Source organism: Humitalea rosea, from assembly GCF_003253705.1.
Classification (GTDB): domain Bacteria; phylum Pseudomonadota; class Alphaproteobacteria; order Acetobacterales; family Acetobacteraceae; genus Humitalea; species Humitalea rosea.
Genome location: NZ_QKYU01000022.1, coordinates 1 through 16,267, shown reverse-complemented (window position 1 = coordinate 16,267; position 16,267 = coordinate 1). Strand labels below are relative to the sequence as shown.

The following is a 16,267-nucleotide window of genomic DNA, read 5'->3' as shown; positions in this document are numbered from 1 at the left end:
CACATGCCCGCATCGGCATGGTTGACGGGCGCCGGGCGCGGGGCCTTGGGGACCGGGACGGTCGGGATGGCGGGGGACAGCGAGGGGCGCGCAGGATGCCCGAGGGCATCCGGGCGCATCAGAACCGCTTCAACAGCCGGTCGATGTAATCCAGTTCCTGCACCGGCCGGGCCCGTTCCGCCCCGCGCCGGCGCAGTTCTTCCTGGATGCGGCGCGAGCGGAGCAGCTCGGCCTCATCCGGCACGCGGGTGTCGCCATTGTTCTCGGCGGCCCCCGGGGCCTCCCGCGCGCGCCGGCCGAGCGGGTCGCGGCCCTGGCCCTGCTCGGCCGATTGCGCCTGGCCCTGGCCGCCTTGCTGGTCGCCATCGGCCATGCCCTCGCCCTCGCCTTCGCCCTGGTCGTCGCCGGGCTCGGACTGGCCGAACTGGCGCTGCATCTGCTGCGCCATCTGGCGGCTGCCCTCGGCCAGTTCACGCAAGGCGCGCTGCTGGTCGGGGCGGGCGTCGCCGCCGGCGCCCAGCCGCGCCTGCGCATCCCGCATCGCCTGGTCGGCGCGGCCGAGAGGCTCGGGCACCTCGCCGGTGACATCGCCGAATTGCTGCATCACCTCGCCCAGGGCACGGCGCAGGGCGCGCTGCACCCGGGCGTCATGCGCGGCATCGCCGGGCGAGGCCTCCTCGCCCGCCGGCGGTTGGCGGCCGGGCTGGCGGCGGGCGGTCTGGCGGCGCTGGTCGGCGGCCTCGGCGCGCTGGTGGCCCTGGTCCAGCAGGGCCTGCTGGCGGCGCACCATGTCCTGCATCACGCCCATCTGCTGCTGCCCGCGTTCGCGGCGCTGCTGGCGCTCGGCACTTTCGCCGCGGCTGGCCTGGCCCTGTTCGAGCTGGTCGAGCATCCGCTCCAGCTCGGCCAGCTCCTGCTGCGCGTCGCGGGGGCGGTCCTCGCGATTGGCCTCGCGCATGCGCTCGGTGCGGCGGTCGAGGTCGCGCTGATCCATCAGCCGGTTGGCGGGGTCATAGGGCAGCGCCTCGCCATTCTCCCGCTGCAACCGTTCGGCCAGGGCTTCGAGGTGGCGGCGGATCGCCTCGCGCAATTCCTGGATGCGACGCTCGGCCTCGGCGCGCTCGGCGTCGGGGCGGGCCTCCTGGTCGCGGGCGGTGGCGGCCTCCTCGCGCTGGCGGGCGGTCTCCAGCGCCTCGCGCAGCGCCTGCCGGGCCTCGGCCAGGGCGCGGGCGGTGCGATCGGTGCGACCTTCCTCCAGGGCCACGGCGACATCCCAGAAGATCTCCTGCACCTCGGGCACCGCCTCGGGCCGCCGGTCGCGGGTGAGGCGGGCGCGGGCGGCGCGCAGGGTCAGGAAGATCGCGACGTCATCCTCGAAGGTCTCGGGATTGCCGGTGATGCGGTCCAGCTCCAGCCGCGCCGCGGTGCGGGCCGAGGGGTCCAGCGACAGCGCGCGGCGCTGCGCGATCAGCGCCTGGGCGACGGGGTGGGAGAAGGCGCGTTCGGGCAGGGTCAGCACCGCCGGCTCGCTCTGCCCCTCCTGGCCGGCGCCATCGGTCGCGACCAGGGTCACGGCCACATCCAGCCCGGCCCAGGGATGCGCCGAGAGATCGGGCTGCGCGGTGCCGCGCGCCTGCTTCGCCGCCCCCGCGGGCAGCGACAGGTCCACCGCCATGGGTGCCGCGCCGGGGCGGCCGACCAGCCGCAGATCGGCCCGCACCGAGGCGAGGCCCCAGTCATCCTCCGCCCGCCAGGGCAGGCGGATCGCGAGGCCGCGCGCCGCCCGCGCCGGGGGTTCGCTGAAGGCCACGACCGGCGGCGCATCGGCCCGCGCGGTCAGCACCCAGCGCACCAGTTCGCTGCCATCGCGGCGGATGGCGGCGGTCAGCCCGTGGTCCAACACGGCTTCGGCGGCGTAGGAGGTCGCGTCCAGCCCCCGGAAGGGGGCGGCGACGCCATCGACCAGCAGATCCGGCACCCCGCCGCTGCCGCCCGAGAGCGCCAGATGCAACCGGCTGCCGGTCGGCACGGTGATTGCCCCGCCGCCGGCATCCAGGAACAGCGGCGGCGCGCGGGTATAGGCGGGGGGCGTCACCCAGGCCTCCAGCCGCAGCGCCTCGGGCGCGGGGGGCAGCGCCATTTGGGGCAGGAAGGCGCGGCGGAGGCGCTCCGGCGCTTCCTCCCCGGCAACCCCGGCCGAGGCGACCAGCGCCACCACCAGCGCCCCGCGCAGCGCCCGCCGGTCCAGCCCCGCCAGCCCGGGCCGGGGAATCCCGACCCGCAACCGGCCGATCATGGCGCGGGCGCGGCGCTGGTGCTCGGCCCAGACCGCGCGGGACAGCGGATCATCCCCCGCCGCGTGGTCGTCCAGGGTTTCCAGCGGCTGGTGCCGCAGCCCCGAGGCGCGTTCCAGCCGCCGGTCGGCCGCACCGGGCGCGGGCGGCCGCAAGCCTCGGAAGGCCCGGCGCGCGACCCAGACGAGCGCGAGCGCAAACCCCGCCAGCCCCAGCAGATGCAGCCAGCGCGGCAGCAGCAGCGGCAGCCCCAGCAGCGCCACCACCAGGAACAGCCCCACCACCCCCAGCACCGGCCAGAGGCGCGGCCACAAGGCCTCCCACCACAGCGCCATGCGCGCCGCGCGGCGGCGACGGGCAAGCCGGGCGGGAAGCCGGTCGGTCACGGGGAAAGCCAGGCCGGCAGGCGCTGGCGGGCGAGCAGATCCTCATAGGACTGCCGGTCCCGCACCACGGCGAAGCGGGCGCCATCCACCAGCACCTCGGCGGCCAATGGCCGGGCGTTGTAGGTGCTGCTCATCGTCGCGCCATAGGCGCCGGCATCCAGCAGGGCGACCAGCGACCCCGGCGGCAGCGCCGGCATGGCGCGGCCACGGGCGAAGGTGTCGCCGGTCTCGCAGACCGGCCCCACCACATCGGCGGGCGAGAGCGGCGCGGTCAGCGCCGCCGCCCCGACCGGCAGGATGCCGTGCCAGGCGTCGTACATCGCGGGGCGCAGCAGGTCGTTCATCGCCGCATCCAGCACCACGAAGCGCCGCGTGGCACCCTTCTGGAGGATGACCTGCGCGACCAGCACCCCGGCGGGGCCGGCCAGCCAGCGCCCCGGCTCGATCATCACCGGCAGGCCGAGGTCACCGAGTGTCGCCTTGATCGCGCCGGCCAGCGCCTCGGGCAGCGGCGCGATCTCGTCGCGATAGGGGATGCCGAGCCCGCCGCCGCAATCCACCCGGCTGACCGGCAGCCCCGCCGCGCGCAAGGCCCGCACGAGGTCGGCCAGCTTGGCATAGGCGGCGCGATAGGCCGACATCCCGGCCGTGATCTGGCTGCCGATATGCATGGCGATGCCGATCGGCTCGATCCCCGGCAGCGCCGCCATGCGGGCATAGATCGCCGGCGCATCGCCGATCGCGACACCGAACTTGTTCTCGGCCTTGCCGGTGGTGATCTTGGCGTGGGTGCGGGCATCCACATCCGGGTTCACCCGCAGGCAGACCCGCGCGACGCGGCCGAGGCTGCTCGCGAGCGCCGAGATCATCTCGATCTCCTCGGCGCTCTCGGCATTGATCTGGAAGATGTCCTCGGCCAGGGCCAGCCGCAGGTCGCGCTCGGTCTTGCCGACACCGGAGAAGACGATGGCCGAGGCCGGGATGCCGGCCGCGCGGGCGGCGCGCAGCTCGCCCTCGCTGACCACATCCGCCCCCGCCCCACCAGCCGCGAGCACGCGGGCGACGGCGAGGTTGTCATTCGCCTTCATGGCGTAGTGGATGGTGGCGTTGAGCCCCGCGCCCTCCAAGGCCGCGCGCAGGCTGGCCAGCCGCCGCCGCAAGGTGCCGGCGGAATAGACCCAGACCGGGGTGCCGACGACCGCGGCGATGCGCGCGAGCGACACCTCCTCCAGCATCAGCCCGGCGACGGGATCGACCGAGAGCGAGGGACGCGCGGCAATCAGCTCGGCGTAGGAGGGATCATCGACGGAATCGGCGCCCGGAAGGGCGGTCAAAGGCAGGGCCATGGGGGAGATAATGGGGCGGGTGCCCGGCCCTTGCCAAGAAGTTCCCTCAGCGCGTCGGGTAACTCCGCGGATAGATGATCTGCTCCGGCGGCCCGGCCGGGTGGATCGGCCCGACCTTGCCGCAGGCGGCCAGGGCCAGGATCGCCAGCAGCAGCGCCGCTTTCACGCCAGCCGCTCCCGCCACCACGCCGCCGCGCGCCGCACATTCACGGGCGCGGTGCCGCCGAAGGAGGTGCGCGAGGCGACCGAGGCCTCCACGCTCAGAACCGAAAACACGTCCATGGTGATCCCCGGATGGGCCGCCTGCATGGTGGCCAGTGACAATTCGGGCAGGTCGCAGCCCTGGCGCTCCGCCTCGGCGACCAGACGCCCGGTGATGTGATGCGCGTCGCGGAAGGGCAGGCGCAGCTCCCGCACCAGCCAATCGGCCAGATCCGTCGCGGTGGAGAAGCCGGCGCGCGAGGCCTCCCGCAGCCGGGCCACATCGGGCTTCATGTCCCGCACCATGCCGGCGGTGGCGGCGAGGCCCAGGGCGAGGGATTCGGCGGCGTCGAACAGGCCTTCCTTATCCTCCTGCATGTCCTTGCCATAGGTCATGGGCAGGCCCTTCATCACCGTCAGCAGCCCGACCAGGCTGCCGTTGATGCGTCCGGTCTTGGCGCGCACCAGCTCGGCCGCATCCGGGTTCCGTTTTTGGGGCATGATGCTGCTGCCGGTGGTGAAGGCGTCCGACAGCTTCACGAAGCCGAAATAGGGGTTGGTCCAGAGCACCATCTCCTCCGCCAGCCGCGACAGATGGGTGGCGCAGATGGCGCAGGCCGACAGGAACTCGATGGCATAGTCGCGCGAGGCGACGGCATCGAGGCTGTTGCGCATCGGGGCGTCGAAGCCAAGCGCGGTGGCCGTCATGTGCCGGTCGATCGGGAAGCCGGTGCCGCAGAGCGCGGCCGCCCCCAGCGGGCTCTCGTTCATCCGCGCCCGGCAATCCGCGAGCCGCGAGCGGTCGCGGCCCAGCATCTCGACATAGGCGAGCAGATGATGCCCGAAGGTGGTCGGCTGCGCCGGTTGCAGATGGGTGAAGCCGGGCATCACGCTCGCCGCATGCTCCTCGGCGCGGTCCACCAGGGCGGCCATGCAATCGGCGATCTGGCCGTCCAGCCCGTCGATCGCATCCCGCACCCAGAGCCGCACATCCAGCGCCACCTGGTCATTGCGGCTGCGGCCGGTGTGCAGGCGCTTGCCGGGCTCGCCGATGCGTTCGGTCAGCCGCGCCTCCACATTCATGTGGATGTCCTCCAGCGCCTCGGAGAAGGGGAAGCTGCCCTCCTCGATCTCGTGACCGATGGCGGCGAGGCCGTCGCGGATCGCGGCCTCCTCCGCGGCGGTGAGGATCCCCACATGATGCAGCATGGCGGCATGGGCGAGGCTGCCACGGATATCCTGGCGCCACATCTTGCGGTCAAAGCCGATGCTGGCATTGATCGCCTGCATGATGGCGGATGGGCCTTCCGCGTAGCGGCCGCCCCATGACGCGTTACCGACTGTTTTCGTTGCTGACATCTGGAAGGAAACGCCCTGTGCCGTTCGTGACCCGACGCCGCGCGATGCTGGCATCCCTGGGCACTCTCACCATGCTGGGCGCCGCGCGTCCAGCATTCGCAGCGGCGGAGGGGCTGGGCCGGCTGGAGGAATCGCCGCCCAAGGCATTGCCGGAGGGGCTGGCCTGGACCGATGGCGTGGGCGCGCCCGCCGGGCCGGCGCAATACGCGGGGAAAATCCTGGTGATCAACCTCTGGGCGACCTGGTGCCCGCCCTGCGTCGCCGAGATGCCGGCGCTGGACCGGCTGGCGGCGATGCTGGGGCCTGAGGGGGTGGTGGTGCTGCCGCTCTCCTCCGATCGCGGCGGGCGGGCGCAGGTGGCACCCTTCTATGAGCGGACCCGGCTGCGGAGCCTGTCGATCTGGCTCGACCCGCGCGGGGCGGCGGCGCGGGCCTTGGGCGTGCGCGGGCTGCCGACCACGGTGATCGTGGACCGGATGGGGCGGGAGCGGGCGCGGCTGGAAGGTGGGGCGGCGTGGGACCAGCCGGAGCTGGTGGCGGCGATCCGGCGCCTGGGCGGGGCGGCGGCGGCGGCCACCAGCCAGACCTGACCGGCCTCAGCGCCCGGCGCGGATAAACGCCGCCGCGCGTTCGGCCACCATCAGCACCGCCGGCTGGATGTTCGGCGAGGGGATCAGCGGAAACGCCGAGGCATCGGCGACCCGCAGCCCCGCGACCCCGCGCAGCCGCAGCTGCGGGTCCAGCACCGCGCGGTCGTCGCTGCCCATGCGGGCGGTGCCGCAGGGGTGGAAGACGGTGGTGGCGGTGGCGCGGATATTGGCCAGCAGCGCTTCGTCATCCTGCGCCTCGGGCCCCGGGCGCAGCTCGGCCTCGACCAGCCCGGCGAAGGGGTCTTGGGCGGCGATCTTCCGGCCCATGCGGGCGGCGGCCAGCATCACCCGCACATCATTGGGATGGTCGAGGTAGTTGGGGTCGATCAGCGGCTTGTCGGAGGGCTCGGGGCTGCGCAGGGTGATGGTCCCGCGGCTGTCCGGCCGGCACTGGCCATAGTTGAACAGCACGCCGGGAAAGGGATGCAGCCCCTCGGCGTAGTTGAAGGTCGAGAAATTCACGAAGAGGAACTGCACCTCGGCCTCCTCCGCCCCCGGGGTCACGGCGGCGAAGGCATTGGTCTCGCCGGCGCCGATCGAGAGCGGGCCGCGCCGGGCGAAAAGCCAGTCCAGCCCCATCCGCGCCTTGGCGACATTGCTGGCCATGATCTCGTTCAGCGTGCCACAGGGGCGGGTGCGGTAGATGAACTTGCCGACCAGATGATCCTGCAGATTGGCGCCGACATCGGGCGCGTGATGCACCACCGGGATGCCCAGCCCGTTCAGCGCCGCGCCATCGCCGATGCCCGACAGCATCAGCAGTTTCGGCGTTTCGATCGCCCCGGCGCAGATGACGACCTCCTTGGCGGCGCGGAACACGCCGCGCGAGGTTTCGACCCCCACGGCGCGCCCGTCCTCGATCAGGATGCGATGCGTCATCACCCCGGTCTCGACGCGCAGGTTCGGCCGCCCCATGGCGGGGGCCAGCAGCGCGCGGGCGGAGGAGGAGCGGTAGCCGTTCTCGGTGTTCATCTGCACCGGCGCCACCCCCTCGATCGGGGTGCCGGCGTTGAAATCGGGGTTGCGCGGCAGGCCCGCGGCAATGGCGGCCTCCATGAAGGCGCGCGCGGCCGGGGCCAGCCGGCGCGGCTCGGTCACATGGATCGGCCCCGCCGCGCCGCGCGCCGGATTGGGTGGCCCGGCCCAGGTTTCCAGGCTGCGGAACACCGGCTCGACATCGGCATAGGCCCAGCCGCGGGCGCCGGCCTGGGCCCAGCGGTCATAGTCGGTCGGCGCGCCGCGCAGGAAGACCAGCCCGTTCACGCTGCCGCTGCCGCCCAGCACCTTGCCGCGCGGCCAGGGGATGCGGCGGTCGTTCAGATGGGCCTGGGGCTCGGTCTCATGGCCCCAGTTGTACTTGCCGCTGCCGAAGAGCTTGGCATAGCCCATGGGCAGCGCGATCCAGGGATCGCCCTTGCCCGAGGGCCCCGCCTCCAGCAGCAGCACGCGGCGGCTAGGGTCCTCCGACAGCCGCGCGGCCAGCAGGCAGCCGGCGCTGCCGCCACCGACGATCAGGACATCGGGCAGGACATCCGCGTCGCTCAAGCGTCGAGCTGGACGCCGGTCCGCGCCACCACCTCGCGGAATTTCGCCAGCTCGGCGGCCATGAAGGCGCCGGTATCGGCGGGGCTGTTCGGCCCCTCCCATGCATCCACCCCGGCGATCAGCAGCCGCTGCTTCAGCGCGGGATCGGCGATGGCGCGGGTGATCGCCTCATTCAGCACCGCCACGACCTCGGGCGGCGCGCCCTTGGGGGCAAGGATGACGTTCCAGGTGCCGAGGTCGAAGCCCGGCAGCGCCGTCTCGCCCAGGGTCGGCAGGTCGGGGAAGGCGGGGCTGCGGCGCGCGCTGGTCAGGGCGATGCCGCGCACCCGCCCATCCCGCATCTGCGGCGCGGCGCTGGCCAGCACGGCGATGCCGAAGCTGCCCTCATCCTTGGCGATGGCCTCGACCATCTGCCCGCCGCTGCGATAGGGCACATGCAGGAAGGGCGCGGTGCTGCCGGTCGCCAGGCGGAACATCTCGGCGGCCAGATGCGGGATGGAACCGACGCCGGAGGAGGCATAGGTGATGCCATCCGTGCCCAGCCCCCGCATCGCCGCCACAACCTCCTGCGGCGTCCGCGCCGGGAAGGCCGGGGTGGTGATCAGCACCAGCGGCCCGGTGCCGACGATGGCGACCGGGGTGAAATCGGCCAACGGATCGTAGCGCGTGCCGCCACGGATCGCGTTGGGCGCGACCGCGTGGCTGGAGGCCTCGACCAGCATCAGCATGTGCCCGTCGGGGTTTTGGCGCTTCATCCACTCGCTGGCGACGGTGCCGCCCGCCCCGGCGCGGTTCTCCACCACGATGCGGGTGCCGGCCGGCAGGTAGGTCTGCATCCGGTCGGCCACCAGCCGGGCCGCGACATCCGTGCTGCCACCGGGCGCGAAGCCGGTGACGAGCGTGATGGCGCGGTCAGGAAAGGCCGCGAAGGCCGGCCGTGCCAGCAACAGTGCTGGTGCGGCCAGCAGCGAACGCCGGCTGGTCAGGGAACGGCCACCCCAAGTGATTGCGCGCAACGACGTATTCCTTCCCAGGTGTCAGGGCTTAGCGGCACGCCATTGGCCGTGCGCTCGGCGCGCAGGGCGCGCTCCGGATCGCCCGGCGCCAGCACGGGCAAAGCGGGATCGGCGGGCTGCGCGCTGCGCACCCAATCGACGTAGGCGCGGCCGGCGGCGCGGAAGGCGGCCTCATCGCCGAAATGCTTCGGGCTGAGGTAGATCGACAGCATGCCGTTGCAGATGCGGCCACGCTCGGTGATCGGCCCGCAGGCGCCGCTGCCAGTCAGCACGCCGCCCAGCAATTCGCAGATCATCGCAAGCCCGCTGCCCTTGTGGTCACCGAAGGCGCGGATCGCGCCGGTGCCGCCGGCGGCGTTGCGCGGGCCGATCTGTTCGTAATCGCCATAGAGCGTGTGCGGATCGCCGGAGAGGGTGCCGTCCGCCTCGATCAGCGCATCGCCCGGCAGCGGCTTGCCGCCGTTGGAGGCGACCAGGACCTTGCCCTCCGCGACGCGCGAGGTCGCGAAATCCAGCACCACCGGCTCGCCATCCAGCGGCACGCCGATGCAGCAGGGGGCGGTGGAGAAGCGGCGCTCGACGCCGCCGAAGGGCGCCACCAGCACGCTGCCGCCGACATTGACGAAATGGATCGAGAGAATGCCCTGTTCGATCGCCTGCTCGGCGTATTCGCCGATGCGCCCGACATGGCCCGCGCTGCGCAGGCCCACGATGCAGGAGCCATTGGCCAGCGCCCGCTCGATGCCGATCGCCGCCGCCTGCCTGGCGACGGATTGGCCGAGGCCGAACTTCCCATCCAGCAGCACGAAGGCGCCGCCATCGGTGATGGTCTCGACCGACTGCCCGGCCAGGACGAAGCCCTGCTGCAGCCATTCGACGTAACGCGGCACGCGGCCGACGCCGTGGCTGTCGTGGCCGGCGAGGTTGGCGCCGATCAGATGCTCGGCGACGCGATGCGCTTCCTTGGCGTCGCAACCGGTCGCCTGGAAAATCGATTCGATCACCGACTGCAGGGTCGCGACCGGGATGGGAACAGTGACGTAGCTGGCCATGATATCCTTCAGGGTAGTGCGGCAAGACTTTCGGCGAGGGCGAGGTTCGCGCGATTCCGCGTCGGCGTCACCAGCATCTCGTTGATGCAGACACGCGGCGGCTGCTGGCAGACGTAGAGCACCGCGGCGGCGATATCCTCCGGCTGCAACATGCGCGCCAGCTCATCCGCCGCGATCTTCTGCGGCCGCAGGTCGAGGATCGGGGTATTCACCTCGCCCGGGCAGATCGCGGTGGAGCGGATGCCGAAGATGCCGTTCTCGGCATTGATGCTGGCCGAGAAGGCGACCACCCCGTGCTTGGCCGCGATATAGGTCGGCCCCGAGACCGGATGCGTATGCTTGCCGGCCATGGAAGCGATCTGCACCAACAGCCCGCCACCGCGTTCCCGCATCCCCGGCAACACGGCGAGGCTGGTCAGGAAGGGCGCCACCAGGTTCTGGTTGATCATCCCCTGGGCGGCCTCGGCGGTCAGCTGGTGCCAGTGCCGGCGCAGAAGATTGCCGCCGGCGTTGTTCACCAGGATGTCGATCTCGCCCACCGCATCGGCCGCGGCCTGCACCGCGGCGGCATCGGTGAGGTCGATCGGCAGGATCATCGCATCCGATTGCCCGGCCAGCACCGCCGTCTCGCGCAGCGGGGCCTCCCGGCGGCCAGAGAGGATGAGCCGCGCGCCCTCGGCGGCCAGCGCCTGGGCGACCGCGCGCCCGATGCCCGACCCCGCACCCGTGACCCAGATGCGCTTCCCGGCGAGGCTCAAAGAACGCGCCCCGTCGTGGGATCGAGCAAATGCATGTAGTTCATATCCGCCGCCATCGCCAAAGGCACATTGGGTGCCGCTTCCGTGGTCGGGTCAATACGACCGCAGATCTCCTCGCCCCCCACGCGGAAGTGGATCAGCGTCTCCATGCCCATCGGCTCGATCACCTCCGGCGTGCAGGTCAGCGTCTCGACATTTTCCCGCGCGAGGTTCTTGGCCTCGGTCAGGTGTTCGGGGCGCAGGCCGAAGGTCACGTCACGCCCGGCATAGGCCGCGTAGCGCGCGCTGCGCTCGGCGGGCACCGCAAGCTCGGTGCCATCGGGCAGCCGCACCCGCAGCGCGCCCGAACCATTGATCAGATGCGCGGGAAAGAAATTCATCGCCGGGCTGCCGATGAAGCCCGCGACGAAGCGCGTCGCCGGATGGTGGTAGAGTTCCTGCGGCGGGCCGACCTGCTCGATGATCCCGCCGTTCATGACGACGACGCGATCCGCGAGCGTCATCGCCTCGACCTGGTCGTGGGTGACATAGACGGTGGTGGTGCGGACCTTCTGATGGACCTTCTTGATCTCGGTGCGCATCTGCACGCGCAGCTTGGCATCGAGGTTCGAGAGCGGTTCGTCGAACAGGAAGACCTTGGGGTCGCGCACGATCGCGCGGCCCATGGCCACGCGCTGCCGCTGCCCGCCGGAGAGCGCCTTCGGCTTGCGGCCAAGAAGCTCCGTGATGTCGAGGATCTTCGCGGCATTCGTCACGCGACGGAGGATCTCATCCTTGGGGAATTTGCGGAGCATCAGCCCGAAGGCCATGTTCTCCGCGACCGTCATATGCGGATAGAGCGCGTAGTTCTGGAACACCATCGCGATGTCCCGGTCGCGCGGGGGGATGTCGTTGACGACCTTGCCCCCGATCGCGATATCGCCCGAGGTGATCTCCTCCAGCCCCGCGATCATGCGCAGGGTGGTGGATTTGCCGCAGCCGGACGGGCCGACCAGCACCACGAACTCATGGTCCGCGATCTCAAGGTCGATGCCCTTCACGGCCTGGACGTTGCCCTCATAGGCCTTGACGATCTTGCGCAGCGATACTTCAGCCATCTGGGATCAGCCCTTTGTCGCGCCGGCCGTAAGGCCCGCGATGTAATAATCCATGAGAAACGCATAGACGATGACCGGTGGCGTGGCCGCAAGCAACGCACCTGCCATGATCTTTCCCCAGACGAAGGTATCGGCCCGCACCAGCGTGGAGACGACGCCGATGGTCAGTGGCATCTGGTCCGGCGTGGTGACGAAGGCGGTGGGATAGACGAAGGCCGCCCAGGAGACGGTGAAGGCGAAGATCGTCGCCGCGATGATGCCGGGCATCGCCACGGGGATGAAGATCTTCGTCAGCATCTGCATCCAATTGGCCCCGTCGATCAGCGCCGCCTCATCCAGCTCCTTCGGGATGGAGGCGAAATAGCCGATCATGATCCAGGTGCAGAACGGCACCGTGAGCGTGGGATAGACCAGCACCAGCCCCCAGGCCGAGTTCAGCAGCCCAAGCCCGCCGACGATCTGGTACAGCGGGATGAACAGCAGCGTCTCCGGCACCAGATAGGTCAGGAACACACCGGTCGCGAGCGCCTGGCTGCCCCAGAACCGCATCCGCGCCAGCGCGAAGGCCGCGAGGGTGGAGATCACCATCGTCAGCACCACGACGCAGATCGTGATCTTCGTGCTGTTCCAGAAGAAGCCGAGGAAGGTCGGGTCGGTCAGCAGATCGATGTAGTTGTCCAAGGTCGGCTCGCGCACCAGCCAGGGGCTGCCGACGGGGTTGGCGACCTCGGCGCTCGTCTTCAGGCTGGTGATGAACATGTAGACCGGCGGGGCCAGGAAGATGATCGAGGCCAGGATCAGCGAGATATAGGCGCTCCACATCGCCCAGCGTCGCTCGCCATGCAGCGATCCCGCCTTGTGGTAGATGCCGGGTTCTTCCCGGCTCGTGACAGCGGACATCACTGTTCCTCCTTGGTGCGCTTCGTCACGCCACGCAGCACGAAGAAGGCGAAGATGGCGAGCAATGGGAACATGAAGAGGCTGACAGCCGCGCCGCGCGGCACGTTGCCCGACAGGATGCCGACCTGGAACGCATAGGTCGCGAAGACATGCGTGAGGTCGCGCGGCCCGCCATTGGTCAGCACGCGCACGATGTCGTAGTTCGCGAAGGTGACGATCAGGCTGAACAGCACGGTGATCGAGATGATGTTGCGCATCATCGGCAGGGTCACGTACCGCAGCCTTTGCACGCCGGTCGCGCCATCGATGGCCGCGGCCTCATAGAGCTGCTCCGGCACCGATTTCAGCGCCGCCAGATACATGATCATGAAGAAGGGCGCGCCATACCAGACGTTGACCATGATCACCGAAACCCGCGCCCAATTGGCCTCGCCCAGCCAGGGCACCGAGGGCACGGCGAAGATGTTCAGCAGATAGTTGATCGAGGAATAGGAAGGGTCGAACATCCACCACCAGCCGAGCGTGGACAGCGCCGGCGGGATCACCCAGGGGACGAGCAGCATGCCGCGCCATTTGCGCTGCCCCTTGGTCGGGATGTCATGCAGCTTGTGGGCAAGCCAGAATCCGATCAGCGCCTTGGCCAGCACCGCGGTGACCGCGAAGATGCAGGACTGCCAGATCACCATCCAGAAGGTTTCGGTATCCAGCAGGATCTCGAAATTGCCGAGCCCGATATTCTGGGTCATGCGGCGGTTCAGGGTCGAGAGATAGATCGCGTACATCGCCGGATAGGCGACCAGCCCGCCGATCACGATCAACAACGGCGTCGTCATCAGGAAGGCGATCGTCGAGCGACGCCGCGTGAATCGCCGCAGCGACCCCACCTTGCCCGATGAGTCGCCCGTCTCCGGCACTACCATGCTGCCGTCTGCGGCCATGTGTCAGATCCTCCAGGCAGGAGGGCACGGGGGGGAGAACGCCCCCCCGGCCGGTTCCGCATCAGCCGCGGGCGAAGTTGCGCAATTCGCGCGCCGCCCAGTCCAGGGCCTGGTCGATCGTCTCGCCACCCTTCGCCACGCGGGCGACGAGCTTGGTGTTGATCGCCTGGTTGTAGGCCTGCACGGCGATCTCCGCCGGCGCGGGCGCGAAGGCGACGCTCTGGGTCGCGTTGTGATGCGGCTTGATCGGGTAGTTGTAGACGACGCCGACCGGCGGGCCTTCCGTCTTCCAGATCGGGAAGTCGGACATGGTCGCGAAGGGCGGGATGTCGTAGCCGCTGCTGATCGTGGTCTGCTTCTCGGCGCTGCTGCGTTCCGAGAGGAATTCCAGCAACCCCTTGGCCGCGGTCTTGTTGCGGCTGAAGCTCCAGATGCCCCAGAAATACGGCAGGTAGGGCGTGAAGCGCCCGGCCGGGCCCGAGGGCATCGGCATGTACCAGCACTTCTCGGCCACATCGGGCGAGTCGCGCTTGGCGACGGCCCAGGCCGACGGCGGGTTGAAGATCAGGGCCGAGCGGCCGGAGATCAGCGCCCGGTTGTTGCTGGCATCATCCCAGGCCCAGACGTCATCCGGCAGGTACTTCGACAGCTGGATCATGTATTCGAGGCCGGCGCGCACGCCCGGATCGGTCTTGACCGTGACCTTGCCGTCCGCGTCGATGAACTTCGCGTTGTACGAGGTGAACAGCGCGCCGAGCCAGTCGACGGCATCGGTGAAGGAGCCCATCGGCAGGCCGAAGGGGAAGCCCGCCGCATGGCACTTCTGCGCCGCGGTCAGGAAGGTCGCCCAGTTCCAGTTGTCGGCGCCAGGGCCGCGCACGTCGGCGGCCGGCCACATCGCGCGGATGTCCAGCCCCGCATGCTCCTGCATCAGGTCGAAGCGCGCGCAGGACACTTTCTGCTGCGAGCCGGATACGGTCGGGATGCCGCGCCAATGGCCGTCGCGCTTGCCGAGGAATTCGGCGGCGGAGTTGATCGGGCCGTATTTGCCGATGAGACGGTTGACGACGTCATCGACCGGCTCCAGCAGCTCGGCATGGGCCGCCGGCTCCCAGGTCGGGAAGGCGAGGATGTCGTGGCCGCTGCGCGCCTGCGCCTGCGCCGCGATGGTCAGCAGGTTCTGGTTGCCGACCGAGGTGATGAAATCGACCTGGACGTTGACGCGGTTCTTTTCGCCCCATTCGGCGCAGAGTTCCCGCATCGCACCATTGCCGGCGGGGACCCAATGGTCCCAGAAGCCGCAGCGCAATGTGCCGGCGGTTCCCTGCGCGTGAACATTCACCAGTGGCAGGGCCGAAGCCGCCACACCCGCGACGCCGGCGCCCAGCGCCGCGCGACGGGAAATCCCGTTGCTTGCCATTCTTGAACTCCTCCTCAGACCGGTCCCCGTTTGTCGGGGTACCATTTCCCACGGTGATGCTAGGCAGGCCGGGGCCCCCTGCGCAATGCCTGACCTTGACGCGCCGGCAATGGAGGACGAACAGACCGCACCTGCAGCACACCAGAAAGCCAGCCATGCCCCGCGTGTTTTCCGGCATCCAGCCGTCCGGCGTCCCCACCCTCGGCAACTATCTCGGCGCCATCCGCAACTGGGTGCCGATGCAGAATGGCGACGAGAGCCTGTTCTGCGTGGTCGACCAGCACGCCATCACCGTCTTCCAGAATCCCGCGGAACTCGCTCAGGCGACACGGGAAATGGCCGCGGCGCTGATCGCCTGCGGGCTCGATCCCGCCCGCTGCATCCTTTTCGTGCAGTCGCATGTGCCGGCCCATGTCCGGCTCGCCTGGATCTTCAATTGCGTGGCCCGCCTCGGCTGGCTGAACCGGATGACGCAGTTCAAGGACAAGGCCGGCAAGGACCGGGAAGCCGCCTCGACGGGCCTCTATGTCTATCCAAATCTTATGGCGGCGGACATCCACGCGTATCATGCGACCTCGGTTCCGGTCGGCGATGACCAGCGCCAGCACCTCGAACTCGCCAACGACATCGCGGAAAAATTCAACCACGACTATGGCGTGGCCTTCTTCCCGCGGATCGAGCCGATGATCCTCGGCGTCGCCGCCCGGGTCATGTCGCTGCGCGACGGCACCAAGAAGATGAGCAAGTCCGACCCCTCGGACCAGTCGCGCATCAACCTGACCGATGACGCGGACAGCATCGCCCAGAAGATCCGCCGCGCCCGCACCGATGCCGAGCCCCTGCCCTCCGAGGTCGCGGGGCTGGAGGGGCGGGCGGAAGCGCGCAACCTGGTCGGCATCCTGGCCGCGATCACCGACACCGATGCGGCGGGCGTGCTGCGCCTGTATGGCGGCAGCGGCTTCGGCGCCTTCAAGGACACGCTGGCCGAGGCGCTGGTCGCCCACCTCTCCCCCATCGCGGGCGAGATGCGGCGGCTGCTGGCCGATCCGGGGGCGGTCGATGCCGCCTTGCACCTGGGCGCCGAGCGGGCGGCGGCCATCGCCGACCCGATCGTGGCCGAGGCGGAGCGCCTGGTGGGGTTTTTGCCGCCGCGACGGTGAGGCGGCGGGGTCAGTGAAAGGCAGGATCGCATCGGCGATCCACGAGTTAGCAGGCTGCGGAAATACGTGTCGAGATTGGCCGATTTCCTGGCTTTCGCCTGAGCATTGCTGGGCATTTTGCTCTGTTTGGGACGATTGGCGATGG

At 70.1% G+C, this 16,267-nt stretch carries 14 protein-coding genes; 2 read left to right on the top strand and 12 right to left on the bottom strand.

Annotated elements, in window-relative coordinates:
* Positions 1 to 118: 118 nt before the first annotated feature.
* The 4 genes from C8P66_RS17530 to argH are packed head-to-tail and all read right to left on the bottom strand — an operon-like array spanning position 119 to position 5,586.
* Positions 119 to 2,680: a DUF4175 domain-containing protein gene (locus tag C8P66_RS17530; protein ID WP_146422941.1), complete on the bottom strand. Its 2,562-nt coding sequence runs from the start codon at positions 2,678 to 2,680 to the stop codon at positions 119 to 121.
* On the bottom strand, positions 2,677 to 4,026 hold the full coding sequence (gene lysA, locus C8P66_RS17525; RefSeq protein WP_111399584.1) for a diaminopimelate decarboxylase: 1,350 nt from the start codon (positions 4,024 to 4,026) through the stop codon (positions 2,677 to 2,679). The genes C8P66_RS17530 and lysA overlap by 4 nt, the downstream gene beginning before the upstream one ends.
* Positions 4,027 to 4,072: 46 nt before the next feature.
* Positions 4,073 to 4,192: an LPS translocon maturation chaperone LptM gene (locus C8P66_RS24865; protein WP_456303648.1), complete on the bottom strand. Its 120-nt coding sequence runs from the start codon at positions 4,190 to 4,192 to the stop codon at positions 4,073 to 4,075.
* Positions 4,189 to 5,586, bottom strand: coding sequence for an argininosuccinate lyase (gene argH / locus C8P66_RS17520; RefSeq protein ID WP_111399583.1), 1,398 nt, complete (start codon positions 5,584 to 5,586; stop codon positions 4,189 to 4,191). Before argH ends, C8P66_RS24865 begins: the two co-directional genes overlap by 4 nt.
* Positions 5,587 to 5,612: 26 nt before the next feature.
* Between argH and C8P66_RS17515 the strand changes: the two genes are divergently transcribed.
* Positions 5,613 to 6,176, top strand: a complete 564-nt coding sequence (locus tag C8P66_RS17515) for a TlpA disulfide reductase family protein (protein ID WP_245903648.1) — start codon at positions 5,613 to 5,615, stop codon at positions 6,174 to 6,176.
* A gap of 6 nt (positions 6,177 to 6,182) precedes the next feature.
* Here the strand turns inward: C8P66_RS17515 and C8P66_RS17510 are convergent, their stop codons facing one another.
* From C8P66_RS17510 to C8P66_RS17475, 8 genes are all read right to left on the bottom strand, one after another.
* A complete protein-coding gene (locus tag C8P66_RS17510) occupies positions 6,183 to 7,781 on the bottom strand; it encodes a GMC family oxidoreductase (protein ID WP_245903647.1) in 1,599 nt (532 codons plus the stop codon).
* On the bottom strand, positions 7,778 to 8,797 hold the full coding sequence (locus tag C8P66_RS17505) for a Bug family tripartite tricarboxylate transporter substrate binding protein (RefSeq protein ID WP_146422939.1): 1,020 nt from the start codon (positions 8,795 to 8,797) through the stop codon (positions 7,778 to 7,780). The genes C8P66_RS17510 and C8P66_RS17505 overlap by 4 nt, the downstream gene beginning before the upstream one ends.
* Complete coding sequence (locus C8P66_RS17500) at positions 8,764 to 9,849, bottom strand: malate/lactate/ureidoglycolate dehydrogenase (RefSeq protein WP_111399579.1); 1,086 nt, start codon at positions 9,847 to 9,849, stop codon at positions 8,764 to 8,766. The genes C8P66_RS17505 and C8P66_RS17500 overlap by 34 nt, the downstream gene beginning before the upstream one ends.
* An 8-nt stretch (positions 9,850 to 9,857) precedes the next feature.
* A complete protein-coding gene (locus tag C8P66_RS17495) occupies positions 9,858 to 10,607 on the bottom strand; it encodes an SDR family oxidoreductase (RefSeq protein WP_111399578.1) in 750 nt (249 codons plus the stop codon).
* The gene (locus tag C8P66_RS17490; RefSeq protein WP_111399577.1) at positions 10,604 to 11,704 is read right to left on the bottom strand and encodes an ABC transporter ATP-binding protein; all 1,101 of its coding nucleotides are present in this window, start codon (positions 11,702 to 11,704) and stop codon (positions 10,604 to 10,606) included. Before C8P66_RS17490 ends, C8P66_RS17495 begins: the two co-directional genes overlap by 4 nt.
* Before the next feature lie 6 nt (positions 11,705 to 11,710).
* Entirely contained in the window at positions 11,711 to 12,604 is an 894-nt protein-coding gene (locus C8P66_RS17485; protein WP_111399576.1) for a carbohydrate ABC transporter permease, read from the bottom strand.
* Positions 12,604 to 13,542 (bottom strand): carbohydrate ABC transporter permease, encoded by a 939-nt coding sequence (locus C8P66_RS17480; RefSeq protein ID WP_111399575.1) that lies wholly within the window; start codon positions 13,540 to 13,542, stop codon positions 12,604 to 12,606. Before C8P66_RS17480 ends, C8P66_RS17485 begins: the two co-directional genes overlap by 1 nt.
* A gap of 61 nt (positions 13,543 to 13,603) precedes the next feature.
* The gene (locus tag C8P66_RS17475; RefSeq protein WP_111399574.1) at positions 13,604 to 14,962 is read right to left on the bottom strand and encodes an ABC transporter substrate-binding protein; all 1,359 of its coding nucleotides are present in this window, start codon (positions 14,960 to 14,962) and stop codon (positions 13,604 to 13,606) included.
* 155 nt (positions 14,963 to 15,117) lie between these two features.
* On the opposite strand from C8P66_RS17475, the gene trpS reads away from it, so the two are divergent.
* On the top strand, positions 15,118 to 16,122 hold the full coding sequence (trpS, locus tag C8P66_RS17470) for a tryptophan--tRNA ligase (protein WP_111399573.1): 1,005 nt from the start codon (positions 15,118 to 15,120) through the stop codon (positions 16,120 to 16,122).
* Positions 16,123 to 16,267 lie beyond the last annotated feature (145 nt).

Excerpts from the sequence above, each read along its gene's own strand:
- lysA (WP_111399584.1), bottom strand. The coding sequence starts at position 4,026 with ATGGCCCTGCCTTTGACCGCCCTTCCGGGCGCCGATTCCGTCGATGAT.
- argH (WP_111399583.1), bottom strand. The coding sequence starts at position 5,586 with ATGTCAGCAACGAAAACAGTCGGTAACGCGTCATGGGGCGGCCGCTAC.
- C8P66_RS17500 (WP_111399579.1), bottom strand. The coding sequence starts at position 9,849 with ATGGCCAGCTACGTCACTGTTCCCATCCCGGTCGCGACCCTGCAGTCG.
- C8P66_RS17490 (WP_111399577.1), bottom strand. The coding sequence starts at position 11,704 with ATGGCTGAAGTATCGCTGCGCAAGATCGTCAAGGCCTATGAGGGCAAC.
- C8P66_RS17485 (WP_111399576.1), bottom strand. The coding sequence starts at position 12,604 with ATGTCCGCTGTCACGAGCCGGGAAGAACCCGGCATCTACCACAAGGCG.
- C8P66_RS17480 (WP_111399575.1), bottom strand. The coding sequence starts at position 13,542 with ATGGCCGCAGACGGCAGCATGGTAGTGCCGGAGACGGGCGACTCATCG.
- C8P66_RS17475 (WP_111399574.1), bottom strand. The coding sequence starts at position 14,962 with ATGGCAAGCAACGGGATTTCCCGTCGCGCGGCGCTGGGCGCCGGCGTC.
- trpS (WP_111399573.1), top strand. The coding sequence starts at position 15,118 with ATGCCCCGCGTGTTTTCCGGCATCCAGCCGTCCGGCGTCCCCACCCTC.